Below are 16,289 nucleotides of genomic sequence, written 5' to 3' on the forward strand. Positions count from 1 at the left end.
ATGATTAAGATTAATAAAAATAAAAAAGTGACTTTGGTGCAAGAAAGCACACTTTTGACTCCTCAAATTCCAACTTTAACTTTATATAAAAAAGATATAGTTGCCGAAAATGATTTTAAAGAAGATTGCGCTCTAGCCATATTACAAATATTAATGCGAATGGGGATTGAATCCTTGCGCGCAAATACAATTGAAGAATGGCGAAAAGAACTAAACATAATTCCTCAATATGATTCTTTGTTTCAAACGATTATTAAAGAACTCGAGAGAATGTCTTATATCCAAATTGCGAATCAAAGCGTAGTTATACCAAAAGGCATTGAAGAAAAAATAACTCTTTTTTCTCTACAAAATCAGTTAGCAAAAGCAAGAAGAGAGGCAAATAGTCATCATAATTACTATGCATTATTAAACCAAACGATTCGATCGTTTGAAGAAATTTTGAATGGAAAGACTAAGGCTACCGATGTATTGTTTCCAGAAGGAAATTCTAGATTGGTAAGCGCTATTTATAATGGAGATTACAGATCTAATTATTTCAACTCGATAGTAGCATCAATTGTAGAAAATACAATTAAGAACTACGAAGGAAATAACAAAAAAATAAACATCTTAGAAGTAGGCGGAGGAACAGGAGGAACAACTGTGCGCATTCTGGAAAAGTTAAAAAAATATGGTAATAAGGTAAAATATACGTTTACAGATGTTTCTCAAGGTTTTTTAATTGAAGCGGAAGAAAAATTCGAAGACATTATACCTTATTTTGAAACCAAAAGATTTGATATTACCCAATCTGCATTAAAGCAGGATATAGCAATAGGTACCTATGATATTGTGATAGGAGCCAATGTTGTTCATGCTACTGCAAATATTGCAGAAACCCTTAAAAATATAAAACCAATTCTTAAGAAAGACGGGGTTCTGATTATTAATGAGTTGAGTGGACTGGAAATGTTTACGACATTAACATTTGGTTTGCTTTCTGATTGGTGGAATCATGAAGATAAAGAATTAAGAATTTCAGGTAGTCCGGCATTAACATTCGATAAATGGGAACAAGTATTGTCTGAAGTTGGATTTACCGATTGTGATATATATCCTAAACAAGAAGATATTCCGCAACAAATAATAATAGCCAGAAGTAATGGCAGAGTATTAATTGATACACAACAACCAGAAGAATTTACCAAGATTGTAAGAGAAAAAATAGTAAAAGAGCTTGAACCAAAGGTTTTAGATACTGCAATAGATTTGAATGATTTTCAGCAGAAATTAATTGCTATTGCTGCAGGTACTATCAAACTTCCGTTGACAGCTTTTAAGAAAGAAAAACCATTTTCAGATTATGGTTTTGATTCGATTTTAGGGCTTACACTTATCAAAAATATTAATAAAACCCTAGAGATAACTCTAGATGTTACGGCTATATTTAATTATCCAACCATTCCGTTGTTGGCACAGCATATATTAGATATATGCCCAGAATTACTTGATGTAAAAAAGGAAACTGCAACAGAAATAATTGAATCAATTACTGAAAAAGAGGTAGAGGAACCAAGCTTCTCAAAAAATGATAATAAGCAAGAAAATGATAAAATTGCTATTATAGGAATGAGCGGGCAATTTGGGAAAGCAAATGATCTTGAGGAGTTTTGGGAAGCCCTAAAAAAAGGAAAAAGTCTTGTGGAGGAAGTTCCAGATGATAGATGGGATATTGGATTACATTTTGATGAAAATCCAAAAGCCAGACAGAAAACATATAGCAAATGGGGAAGTTTTTTAAGAGACATAGATAAGTTCGACCCAGAGTTTTTTAAGATATCAGGTAGAGAAGCAGAAAACATGGATCCGCAACAGCGTATATTTCTGCAACATTGTTGGAAAGCATTAGAAGATGCAGCAATTGATCCTAACATTTTACAAGATTCTAAGTGTGGAGTATATGTTGGCGCAACAGATGGAGATTATTACAAAACCTATTTAGAAGAAGCAAACGAAGCTTCGGCATTTTGGGGTATTTCGGGTTCTATATTAGCAGCTCGTATTTCATATTTCCTTAATCTAAAAGGAGCTGCAGTAGCCATAGACACAGCATGTTCAAGTTCGTTGGTAGCAATGGATATGGGCTGTAAAAGTTTATTGACAAAAGAAACTGATCTTATTATAACCGGAGGAATTTCATTATCTGTAACGCCCGAGTTTTACAAACTGAGCAGTATGGCAGGAATGTTATCTCCCGATGGGCAGTGTTATACTTTTGATGAGAGAGCAAATGGATTTGTTCCTGGCGAAGGTGTAGGAGTACTTATTATGAAACGTTTAGAGGATGCCATAAAAGATGGTGATCCTATTTATGCCGTTATACAAGGAATCCTTACCAACCAAGATGGGGCAACCAACGGAATTACTGCTCCAAGTGTATTATCTCAGCAAGACATTCAGAAAGAAGTTTTTAATAGATATAAAATTAATCCAGAGACAATTACTTATGTAGAAGCTCACGGAACAGGAACAAAATTGGGCGATCCTATAGAGTTACAGGCTCTTAAATCATCTTTTAGAGAACATACATCCAAAGTAAATTATTGCGGGATTGGTAGTGTAAAAACAAATGTAGGACATACTCTTAGAGCAGCTGGAATGGCAGGTGTAATCAAAGTATTGTTGGCCATGAAAAACAATCAATTACCGCCATCTATTAATTATGAGAACCTCAACCAATATATTCAATTAAAAGATAGTCCTTTTATTATTCAGGAAAAATTAACTTCTTGGGATAGCACAACACCTAAACGAGCTTCGGTAAGTAGTTTTGGAATTAGTGGTACCAATGCATTTGTTGTTCTAGAAGAATATTTGCAAAAAAATAGTATCTCAGGAGCAAGTGATGAACCTGTAATAATAGTTTTATCGGCATTAAATGATGAAAGATTAAAGGGTAAAGCAGCGCAACTTGTTCATTTTATAAAAAATGAAAAGAAAGTAAACCTTCACGATATTGCTTATACATTGCAGGTAGGAAGAAAAGTAATGGAGTGTCGTAAAGCTTTTATTGTAAGCCATAAAGAAGAATTAATAGCTCAATTACAACAATTTGTTCAAGAGGAAACTGCTGGTCTTTATAAAAAAGATGAGGAAGTTAATGAGTCCAAAATTCAGCAAGCAATTGATAAGAAGAAATATGCTGCAATAGCAAAATACTGGGAACAAGGAAATACTATAAATTGGTTGAGTTTGTACAATGTATATCAGCCTAAAAAGATTCATTTACCTAGCTATATTTTTGCTAAAGAATCCTATTGGATAACTCCTAAAACAGAAATAGCATTATCTAATATAAAAACGTTACATCCATTAGTACATGAAAATATTTCAGATTTTGAATCGCAAAAATTTTCATCTTGTTTAACAGGTAAAGAATCTATCTTATCAGATCATATAGTACAAGGAAAAAAAATACTTCCGGGAGTTGCGTATGTAGAGATGGCAAGAGAAGCAGCACAACGAAGTGGATTAGATTTATTAGACAGTTTCTCAGACATAAAATGGTTGCAACCAATAGAGATACATAAAGAGTCAGTCCTAATAGAAACTGAAATTTATGCGAATTCAGAGGGCACTTTTGTCGAAATAAAGAGTATAAAAGATAATGAAGTTACAATTCATTTTCAAGCAAGTATAACAGAAAATAAGGAAGTAATCGAACCTATTTATAGAGATATATCCTCTATAAAAGAGCAAAGTATTGCGTCATATACAAGTGACGAATGTTATCAAATTTTTGGAACAAAAGGAATTAATTATGGAGATAGTTTACGATTAATAAATTCTGCGGATGTTCTAAAAGAGGAAGTATTTACAGGTATTTCGGTTTTTGATAAAAGTAAATTTAAACTTCCAGTTGAAATATTAGATAATGCACTTCAGACATGTGCCTTATTATGGATGCAAAATTCTGATGAGCTAGCCTTACCTTATTCTATAGAAAAGATTTCGTTGTATGATTTAGAAGAGGAAGTTAAATATTGTCATGCTTATTATTCCGATAAGGAAAAAAAGAAAGGTTTTGAAATTGAATTATTAAGTGCGTCAGGAAAAGTTCTTATTGCGCTATCAAGATATAAAATGATGCCCGTTTTAGGAATTAAACCTAATACGGCACAAACTTATTTGTATGAATCGATATGGCAGCCTAAAACGAATGCAAATAATATAGTTGATTTTTCTGCCGTATCTAATGAGTTTATAGTTGTAGGCAATTTTCCTAAGATCGAATTACAAGGCACTATAACAAGAATTACAGATATTGAAGAAAGGACATTATTTTCTGCAGTTTTTGATAAAGTTAAGCAAGCGATAATTTCTAGAAATCCAGTGCGTTTTGTAATTATTTACGATTATAAGAACGAACATCAAGTACAGTTTTTATCAGGATTATTAAGAACCGCAACAATTGAAAATCCTAAAATTTTATGGAAATGTGTAGGCATTGATTTAGATAAAAATAGCAATGCAGAACAATTATCGAAAATTATTACAGATGAATTAAATGAAAAGGAAACAACCGTTAGATATCAGGATTTAAAGAGAGAAGTAAAAACTATCGTTCCAATAATACATCCATTAACGGCATCAAATGAAAATATAAAGTTCATTCAAGCAGGAGTTTATATCATTACAGGTGGTATGGGCGGAGTTGGAAAAATGCTGGTAGAACACCTTTTTGACACATATAATGATATTAAAATCATTGTTTGCGGGAGGTCTATTTTAGATTCAAACAATCAGGAATATGTAAAATCATTTAGGAATCTGATATATTACCGTTGTGATATTACGAATAAGCTAGCCACTCAACAATTAATTGATGAGATACAAAATCAGTACGGTAAACTCAACGGAATCATTCATGCGGCAGGCATTATTAACGACAATTTTATTCAGCAAAAAAATAGTGGTGAAGCATTACAAGTTTTAGAAGTAAAAACGAAAGGAATACGTAACCTTCATGAAGCTACACAGCATATTTCGCTAGATTTTATGATGGTATTTTCGTCATTATCTGCTGTTTTAGGAAATTCAGGACAAGCAGATTATGCAGCTGCAAATGAGTATTTAAGAGATTTTGCAAAATTCAGAAATAAAGAAGTATCACAACAAAGAGCTTTTGGTAAAACAATAACTATAGCATGGCCACTATGGGATAGTAGCGGAATGCAAATGAATGATGAACGTAAGAAATCGCTCGAAAAGAAACTAAACATAGTTCCTTTACCACAAAAGGAAGGAATATATTGGTTAGAAAAATTACTGGGCAGCACTGCAGAATCAGTAGTGTTACATTATGGAAAAGCATCTTTACCCGAAATATTTTTATTGGATTTAAATGAAGCTCCAGAAAGTAGTATTGATGAAAAAAATGAAAATGTAACAGAAGAGTTAACGGAAGAAAATTTAAAAGAAGTTACCTACGAATATCTTGTGGGGATTTTAGCCGAAGAACTACGTTTTCCTAGAAGTAAATTTAAACTCGTAGATACTTTTGAGAAATACGGATTAGATTCTATAATGATGACGAGTCTTACAAGTCGTTTAGAAGAAACTTTTCCTAACATTCCGAAGACCTTGTTTTTTGAATTCTTAACCATAGAAGAATTGGTTATGTTTTTTGTCGAGGAATATTCTAATGAGTTAAATGCAATTGGCAACAGCAAAAAAACACCTATTGCTATAAAAGAGCAGATTATTATTTCGCCAGAAATAAAGTCGACTTTTAAAAAAGCTGTGCCTCATAAGTTTGCAGAACTTTCAGAAACGAAACAAGACTATACAAGAAAAAATACCGATGTGGCTATCGTAGGATTAAGCGGTAGATATCCGCAAGCAGATTCTATAGAAGAGTTCTGGGAAAATCTTAAAATAGGAAAAGATTGCATAACAGAGATTCCTAAAGATAGATGGAATATTGATGGCTTTTTTGATACAGAAAAAGGAAAGTCTGGGCGTAGTTATAGCAAGTGGGGAGGTTTTGTAAATGATATGGATAAGTTTGATCCATTGTTCTTTAATATAACACCTTTAGAGGCGGAGAAAATAGATCCGCAAGAGCGTTTGTTTTTGCAAATAGCTTGGGAAGCAGTCGAAGATGCAGGATATACCAACGAAACTTTAAAAAGGAATCCTTATACAGGCGAACAAGACGGTAAAGTAGGTGTATATGTTGGAGTTATGTACCAAGAGTATCAACTATATGGAGTAGAAGAATCACTAAAAGGAAACCCAACAACACTTAGAGGAAGTTCGAGTAGTATAGCCAATAGAGTTTCGTACGTTTTTGATATTCACGGACCTAGTTTGTCTCTGGATACGATGTGTTCTTCGTCAAGTACAGCTATTCATTTAGCATGCAAAGCCATACAAGAAGGAGAAATCAATATGGCCATTGCCGGAGGAGTAAACCTAAGTGTACATCCTAATAAATATTTGATGCTTAGCGATGGTGGTTTTGCCAGTAGTAAAGGAAAATGTGAGAGTTTCGGGCAAGGCGGAGATGGATATGTTCCAGGAGAAGGAGTTGGAGCTGTTTTGTTAAAATCTCTTGAGCAAGCCGAGAAAGATGGAGATCATATTTATGGAGTAATTAAAGGAACAGCATTAAATCATGGAGGAAGAACTACAGGATATACGGTTCCGAATCCTAAGGCACAAACAGCAGTAATTAGAGATGCTATTAAAAAAGCGAATCTTAAACCAGAGTCTATTTCTTATATCGAAGCACATGGTACAGGAACAAGTTTAGGAGATCCTATAGAAATTGTAGGGCTAAAAAATGCATTAGAAAGAACAGCTGCAAATAAATGCCGTATAGGTTCTGTAAAATCTAATATCGGACATTGTGAATCGGCAGCAGGTATTTCTGGAATTACTAAAGTATTGTTACAACTTAAATACAAACAGTTAGTTCCATCCATTCATTCGTCTATATTAAACCCTAATATACAGTTTGATCAAACAGCTTTTTTAGTTCAGCAAGAATTAGAACCTTGGAGATATCAAGACGAAAAATTGTTAACTGCAGGCATTAGTAGTTTTGGTGCAGGAGGAAGCAATGCGCATATCCTTATACAAGAGTATCCGAAAACAGAGATAGCTAATGATTTTAATAAAGAACCGGTTATAATAGTATTGTCGGCTAAAAACAAAAATCGCTTAAAAGCTTATGCAAGTCGATTATTAAGTTACGCAGAGAAAACTCCAGATGCTTTACAAAACATAGCGTATACTTTACAGATTGGTAGAGAAGCTATGCCAGAACGATTGGCAATAGTGACAAGTTCTAAAGGAGAGTTGGTACAACAATTAGAGGACTTTATTAAAAATGATGTGCGTTTAGCAGAAGACATTTTTACTGCTAATATCAAAGATGAAAACAATGATTTTCTCCTAAAAGGTAAAGCTGGGGCTGCATATATTAAAGAAGCTATTCAGGAAAAAGAATTAGCATCTATAGCACAACTATGGACAAAAGGAGTCGAAATAAAATGGGAATTACTAAATTCTAGTACTAGTCCTTTGCAAAAAATAAGTTTGCCTACATATCCTTTTGCTAAGGAAAAGTATTGGGTACAAACAATAGATACAGTTGTAAAACACGGATCAATTGCTAAACTACATGAATTAGTTCATACAAATGAATCAGATTTTGAAGCTCAGAAATTTGCTAGTGTTTTTACAGGAACAGAATGGTTTTTAGAAGATCATCTTGTTCAAAACGAAAAAGTAATTGCAGGTGTAGCCTATCTGGAAATGGCAAGAGAAGCTGTAGAAAGAAGTACGCATAAAAAAGTAACACAATTTAAGGACGTAACATGGTTGCATCCGATTAAAGTACTAGAACAACCCAAAAAAGTTGTTATTAGGCTGGAACCTTCTGGTGAGCAAATTAAATATCAGGTATATTCTAAAGAAAATGAACAAGAATACATTCATGGTCAGGGAATTGTAACTACAATTGCTCAGGAAACACCTAAGCCTTATGATTTGGTAACTATTAAATCTCGTACTAATCAGACAGCGACAGGAACAGAATGTTATAAAATGTTTAGCGCCCTCGGGTTTGGATATGGAGAAAGGTTTCAAGGGATACAAGAGTTATATTATAATGATACAGAAGCATTAGCTAAAATTGAATTACCTCAGCATAGGGATATGACCTTAGATCCTGGCGTATTAGATAGTACGCTTCAGGCATGTTTAGCATGGTTACTGTTAAAAGATAAGGATAAAATGCCATTGTCTATCCCGTTTAGTGTGGGGAAAGTAACAGTTTATAAAGAGATTACATTTCCTGTATGGTCGTATGCAAGGTTTAGTCCAAATGCTAACCCAAAAGCAACTATACCGCAATGCGACATGGATTTACTAAACGACAAAGGAGAGGTTGTGGTAAGTTTTAAAGATTTTGTCATTTTACCATACGATGGAGGATTTCTAAATCAGAACTCAAGAAAAGAATCCTTAGCGACAGAAATTTATGATTACCAATGGGAAACAACTGAACCAGAAAAAACGTATGCACATACTACAGATTACAATGATGTGATTTTAGTTGGGGCTAGTCAAAATTTGGTGCAACAATTTAGTCAGGCATTTGAAGGAACAGTATTTAATGTAAATGAAGAAACAGAAGAATCTTATTTTCTGAAAATACTAGAGCTTCTTAAAAATAGAATGTCACAAAAGCTAAGAGGACATTTTTCGGTGCTTATAAATGAGGAAGATTATGATAAATATGGATTTATTATAGGACTATTGAAATCGGCTTCAAAAGAAAATCCAAGAGTTAAGACTAAACTTATTTCTGTAACATCTATGAATGTTAAGGCAGGAAATGAATTAGTGCAAATCTTGAAAAATGAAAATCTTGATGAACAAGCAGAAGTACGTTATCTGAGCAAAACCAGAGAAGTAAAGAAGGCTACTTCAGTATCTCAAAATCAGATTTCTGACCTTAAGATTAAAGAAGGAGGCGTTTATTTAATTACTGGAGGTGCAGGAGGAATCGGAAGTGTTTTTGCAGAACATATTGCCAAAACTCAGGGAACGCAACTTATACTTACAGGAAGAAGAACTAAAAATGATACCATCCAGAAGTATACAGAAAGTTTACCAAATGCTCAATATTACGCATGTGATGTTACTAAGTATGATGAAGTAGAAAATTTAATAGAAACTATTTTATCAGATTACAGAAAAATAGATGGGATTATTCATTGTGCAGGTATAGGTCTAGCTAGTACGATTATAGAGAAAACAGAAACAGAAATCTATAAGGTATTGCCGCCAAAAATTGCAGGAGTAAAAAATTTAGACAAGGCACTACAAAATGAAACAATAGATTTTATGATGTACTGCTCTTCCATTTCTTCGGTATTGGGCGATATAGGATTATCAGATTATGCTGCTGCGAATGCCTATATGGACCATTTTGCAAAAAAACGTAATCGTTTAGTTAAAGACGGTAAACGCAAAGGAACTACAATTTCTGCAAATTGGGGATTATGGGAAACTGGCGGAATGCAAGCAAATGCTGAGAGTATAGAATTTTTATCAAAACAATGGGGTATGTTTCCTTTACCAGAAGCAGAAGGAGTAAAAGCATTAGATAAAGTACTGCAACTAGCAAATGAACAAACTATTATTGTTTATGGTTCTAAAAACAAACTAGACAAAACCTTTGGAACCAAAGCTAATAGTGTAGTTGTTGTAGATAAAAATAATGTTTCAGAGAAACCGACAGAAGACTTAAAAGCAATTGCTTATGAGAAAATAGTCGAAATATTTAAGAAAGAATTAAAATTAAAAGAAGAGCATATTCAAACTGAATTGCCTTTTGAAGAATATGGAATCGACTCTATGTTAGTGGTAAAACTAACCAATAGATTGGGCGATATTTTTGATAATGTTTCGGTATCCTTACTGTTTGAATATCAAACAATAGATCAGCTTGTATCTTATTTTGTAAAAGAACATTCAGATACTTTACAAGCATTTAAAACTACAAAAAACACTTATGAAGTTCCAACTGATAAAGTAATCAGAAATGAAGCGTTTTCTGTAATTGAAGCAAAGGAATATAAGCGCTTTATGCAACCAAAATTAGTTCCGGTTGTAAAAAAGGAAGAAATAAAAAACGATGATATTGCCATAATTGGATTGAGTGGAATGTATCCTGGAGCAAATAATATTGCGGAGTTCTGGGAGAATCTTAAAGCAGGTAAAGATAGTATTACAGAGATACCAGAACAACGATGGAATGTTCAGGAGTTTTATAGCGAACAGAAAGGAAAAAAAGGAAGCAGTTATAGCAAATGGGGAGGTTTTATTAATGATATAGATAAGTTCGACCCCTTGTTTTTTAATATTTCGCCACGCGAAGCTTCAATGATGGATCCACAAGAACGTTTGTTTTTGCAAACAGCTTGGCATGCAATTGAAGATGCAGGGTATACCAAGAAGAAATTACAAAATATAGGAAAAAAATCGGCTACAGATACAGGCGGTAATGTGGGTGTTTTTGTTGGAGTTATGTATGAAGAATATCAATTGTTCGGAATAGAAGAAAGACTCAAAGGCAATTTTATTGCTCCAACCGGAAATGCGAGTAGTATAGCCAATAGAGTTTCTTATTTTTTAGATCTTCATGGGCCAAGTATGGCAGTAGCAACGATGTGTTCTTCATCGTTAATTGCAATCCAGATGGCTTGCGAAAACATACATTTAGGCAACTGTGAAGCAGCTATAGCAGGAGGTGTTAATTTAAGTATACATCCTGGCAAATATTTAATGTTAAGTGATTTACATCTGGTTTCAGAAAAAGGCAAATGTGAAACTTTTGGAGAAGGAGGAGATGGTTATGTTCCTTCAGAAGGAGTTGGCGCAATCATGTTAAAATCATTGGCAAAAGCCAAACAAGACGGAGATCAAATTTATGGAGTCATCAAAGGTGGAGCTATAAACCACGGCGGAAAAGTAAACGGATATACCGTACCTAATCCTAATGCTCAGGCAGCGGTAATCTCGCAAGCAATGGAGAGAGCCGGAGTTTCGCCCCAAGCCTATAGTTATATTGAAGCTCATGGTACAGGAACAAAATTAGGAGATCCTATAGAGATTGCTGGACTCAAAAAAGCATTTACAGGTACAGCAAATCAATCATGTAAGATCGGTTCGGTAAAATCGAATATTGGGCATAGTGAGGCAGCAGCAGGTATATCTGGAGTGACCAAGGTGCTTTTGCAACTCAGGAATAAACAACTTGTTCCGTCATTACATTCTAAGAAATTAAATACCAATATCGACTTTGAGAATAGCCCTTTTCATGTACAACAAGAATTAGAAGATTGGATTACATCAGATGGCAGACCAAGACTAGCCGGAATAAGCAGTTTTGGAGCAGGAGGTACTAATGTACATCTTGTAATTGAAGAATATAAAAATGATTCTCAGGATTTTACTGATTCTCAAGACCCAGTTATCATTCCTATATCGGCTAAAGATGCAGTACGATTAAAAGAACATGCTCAAAAAATAAGCAAATTTCTAGAAGAGAATATTGATAGTGTAACGATTAATGATATCGCCTATACATTGCAAATAGGTAGAGAAGCCATGGAAAGTAGAGTAGCTTTTATAGTTACAAATACAGCACAATTAATTGTAAAACTAAAGCAATATCTAGAAGATTCTACAACAGGAATAATAGGCGAAATAGAGACAAATAAATTGGTGGCTTACAAAAAAATAAGCGACGCAGTTGAGGAAGCTTTGATACAAAAAGACCAAACAACTTTAGCCACTTTATGGACTCAGGGAGAACGCATTAATTGGGATCAATTATATGATAAAATGCTTAATATTATTAGTCTTCCTAATTATCCATTTGCCAAAGATTATTGTTGGTTTAAGCCAAAAGATACGGTTGAGGTTCTGGCAATAAAAAATGAACATCCGCTAGTACATCAACAACTTAATAAATTAGATAGTTCTCGATTTATAAGTAAATATTCCGGTACTGAACAATTTCTGTCAGAACATATTCTGCATACAGAGAAAATCTTACCAGGCGTAGCTTATCTAGAGATGGCGAGAGTTTCTGGGGGATTATATATAGACCAAAAAATAGCTCAATTAAGAGATGTATTCTGGATGTCGCCGTTGCAAGTTAATGGACATTCCAGATCTGTGGTTACAGAATTACAAACATTAAACAAAGAAATCACTTTTACTGTTAAAGATCAGGAACAAGAAAATATCATTTTCAGCCAAGGCAAAATCAGTCCTGTATTTATAGAGAAAATAGAGAAAGTTGATATAGAATTAATTAGTAATCGATTAGCGGATGTGCTGCATAAAGAAGAATATTATAAACTATTTAAAGAACTCGGATTTCATTACGGGACAAGTTTTCAAGGAATAGAATATATCCGATATTCCAGAAACGAAGCCTTAGCAAAAATTAATATTAATCAAGACCTTTCAGATAACTACTGGACTGTTCAGGCAATGGATAGTGCCTTACAAACTTGTTTAGGAATTCATCTTAAAGGAGATACAAAACAATTACCATTATCAATCCCATTTAGTGTTAAAGAGGTAAATATTTACAAAGAATTACCATCAGAGTTTTGGTCTTATGTAACTATAAGAGAACAAAGTGAAGAAAAGAATGCGCCAATACACTATGATGTAAAATTAATAGATGCTAGTGGCGAAGTGATAATGAGTTTTATAGATTTTGTAACGCTACCTTTTGCAAACCAAGAAAAAGCGACATCAAATAAAGTAGACGCATATACACAATTATATTCTTATGATTGGACATCTAAACAAATCACAGAGAATGTAGTAATTAATTCTAACAGAAATTATGAAGTTATTTTGGCTGGTTCAACATCAGAAATAGCGGAACGATTAACAGATGAGTTAGAAATTGAGGTAACAAGCATACAAAGTCAGAACGAAGAAGAATTCTTTAATACTATTCTAAATCGTGTAAAACAGAATTTAGTCAATAAAAAGGAAACACATTTCTTAATACTATTTGAAGAACAAGAAACCTTGGCTTATAGTTTTGTTTCTGGAATATTGAAATCGGTAAACAAAGAAAATCCAATAATCTCAGGAAAAACTATAGCTGTAGATCAAATTTCGGTAGAGAATATAGACCTTCTTTGCAAGATTATAAGCGAAGAAAAAAACACTCAAGATGCAGAAGTTCAGTATATCAATAACAATCGAGAAGTTAGAGAAATAGGAATCTATAACCAGACATCCAATCAAAATGGAATTGATATTAAACCTAATGGAGTTTATATCATAACAGGAGGAGCTGGAGGACTAGGGATGATTTTTGCAAACTACTTAAATCAATTCAAAAACACGAAACTCTTTTTAATAGGAAGAAGCGAATTATCTCCAGAAAAGAAAAGTAATATCAATGCATTAAACGATGCAAAATACGTTCGTTGTGATGTTACCGATAGAACAGCTATGGCTACGGTAATTAATGAAATCCTGAGAGAAGAAGGACAAATTAATGGAATTATTCATAGTGCAGGAATAGGAACAGCCAGCCAGATAATAAAAAAGACCTCAGAAGAAATACATAAAGTATTATCACCAAAAATTGACGCAACCAGAATTCTAGACGAAGTTACGCAACAAGTACCGCTAGATTTTATGATGTATGTGTCATCTATTTCTGCCATTATGGGAGATATAGGATTAGCAGACTATGCTTCTGCGAATGCTTATATGGATACCTATGCCTTATACAGAAACCAGTTGGTAAAAGAAGGCAAACGCTCAGGAAAATCTATTACGGTAAATTGGGGATTATGGCAAGATGGTGGACTACAAATAAATGAAGAAAGCCAGAAATATTTAAAGCATTATTGGGCAATGCTGCCATTGCCTACAGCCGAGGGACTTAAAGCATTGTCTTATATATTAAAAGAAGCACCTTCGCAAGTAATGGTTGTATATGAAAAAGCGTCTAAACTTTTAGAAAAGAAAGAGCACAAAAAGATAGCAACAGTTGCAAATACTTCGGGCATTACAAAAGATGCTTGTATAGGATATTTTAGAAACCTGATAGGCGAAGAGTTACAAATAGAACCAGAAAGAATAGGTTTAACAACACCATTTGAAACTTATGGAATGGATTCTATTCGTATCGTAAAACTTACGAATAAATTAAATGAAGATTTTGAAGACATCTCAAATACATTGTTTTTTGAGAATCCAACTTTAGATGATTTAGCCATATACTTTATGAAAAATTACTCTGATTCGATGCTGAAAATCACAGGGAATCAGAAAGAAAATCAAGTAATTGTAGAAGATAAAAGCGAAATTTTTTATGCTAATAAAGAAATAAAAGAGCAAAAAGAAACTAATTACAGACTTACTGAAGAACCAATTGCAATTATTGGTGTGGCAGGAAAATATCCAGGCGCTAATACAATAGAAGAATTTTGGAAAAACCTAAAACAAGGAAAAGATAGCATTACAGAAATTCCAAAAAACAGATGGAATACCGAATTATTCTTTGATAAAGAAAAAGGCAAAGAAGGAAAAACCTATAGTAAGTGGGGTGGTTTTGTAGAAGATGTAGACAAATTTGATCCTATATTTTTTAATATATCACCCAAAGAAGCGGAGTTAATGGATCCGCAAGAACGTTTGTTTTTGCAAACAGCTTGGAATACTGTCGAAAATGCAGGATATACTCCAGAAGACCTTAATCAAAAAGTAGGAGTTTTTGTTGGAGTAATGTACAGTGAGTATGCCATGTTTGGTATAGATGCTATGCACGAAGGACAGTTTACAACACCAAAAGGAATTCATAGCAGTATTGCTAATAGGGTTTCTTATGTAATGAATTTTGAAGGACCAAGTATGGCTATCGATACGATGTGTTCTTCTTCTATCACCGCTATACATTTAGCTTGCGAGAGTATCCGAAAAGGCGAATGTACAACCGCAATTGCCGGAGGGGTTAATCTTAATTTGCATCCGTACAAATATCTCTCACTAAGTAGTGCAGGTTTTGTATCGAGTCAAGGAAAATGTGCTGCTTTTGGTGAAGGAGCAGATGGATATGTTCCGGGCGAAGGTGTTGGAGCAGTACTCTTAAAACCACTATCGGAAGCGATAAAAGATAACGATCAAATTTATGGCGTTATCCGATCTACAGATATTAATCATGGCGGAAGATCCAATGGATTTCATGTGCCTAATCCTAATGCACAAGCCAAAGTTATTCAAAAAGCGATTGAAAAAGCAGGAATAGAATCCTCCTCGTTGCAGTATATAGAAGCGCATGGTACAGGAACAAGTTTAGGAGATCCGATAGAAATAGCGGGTTTAGCTCAAGCCTTAAACCTTGACCATAATGCTAGTTGCAAAATAGGATCTGTAAAATCGAATATTGGGCATTGCGAGTCGGCAGCTGGAATTTCGGGATTGACAAAAATTTTACTTCAATTTAAGTACAAACAAATCGCACCTTCCATTCATAGTAACATCCTTAATAAGAATATTCAATTTGGCGAAAGCCCATTTGAGATTCAGCAAGAATTAACAGATTGGGTAATTGCAGATTCAGAAAAAAGAAGAGCAGGTTTAAGCAGTTTTGGAGCAGGAGGAAGTAACGCACATGTTATACTCGAAGAATACCAAAGAACTGACAATAGAGATACGCGTGAAACAGAGTCGGTGCTTATTGTTTTATCGGCTAAAAATACGGAACGATTAAAACAGAAAGCAGAAGAACTTATTAAGTTTCTAGACGAAGAAGAGACGATTTCGTTGGCTGATTTAGCCTATACATTACAAGTAGGAAGAGTTGCCATGGAAACTAGATTAAGCATAGAAGTTACTTCTATAAAAGAACTCAAAAAGGAACTTTATAACTATATGCAAGATCAATTTTTAGGGCATCAGCAAACCTTAAAAAGCTACGAGTTAAATAAAACTGACAATACAGATATTCTGTATGAAAAAGCTTTGGAGAATAAGGATCTAAACAAACTGGCGAAATTATGGATTCAGGGAGAATACATTGCTTGGGATAAGTTGTATGACAATGATACACAACCTAAGCGAATAAGTTTACCAACATATCCATTTGTAAAAAAGAGGTATTGGTTACCAGAAATCTCTGAGAAATTAGAGAAAATAGAAAAGGTATCAAAAGTAATACATCCATTATTTCAAAATTAAAT

At 33.9% G+C, this 16,289-nt stretch carries 1 protein-coding gene; it reads left to right on the plus strand.

Annotated elements, in window-relative coordinates:
• Positions 1–16,287 carry an SDR family NAD(P)-dependent oxidoreductase gene (locus tag IW20_RS26065; protein WP_035626235.1) on the plus strand — a complete coding sequence of 5,429 codons (16,287 nt, stop codon included), beginning with the start codon at positions 1–3 and terminating at the stop codon, positions 16,285–16,287.
• The last annotated feature ends 2 nt before the right edge of the window (positions 16,288–16,289 follow it).

The sequence above is a fragment of the Flavobacterium hydatis genome, from assembly GCF_000737695.1.
Taxonomy (GTDB): Bacteria; Bacteroidota; Bacteroidia; order Flavobacteriales; family Flavobacteriaceae; genus Flavobacterium; species Flavobacterium hydatis.

What these genes read in the sequence shown, in the direction of transcription:
- IW20_RS26065 (WP_035626235.1), top strand. Translation starts at nt 1, where the DNA reads ATGATTAAGATTAATAAAAATAAAAAAGTGACTTTGGTGCAAGAAAGC.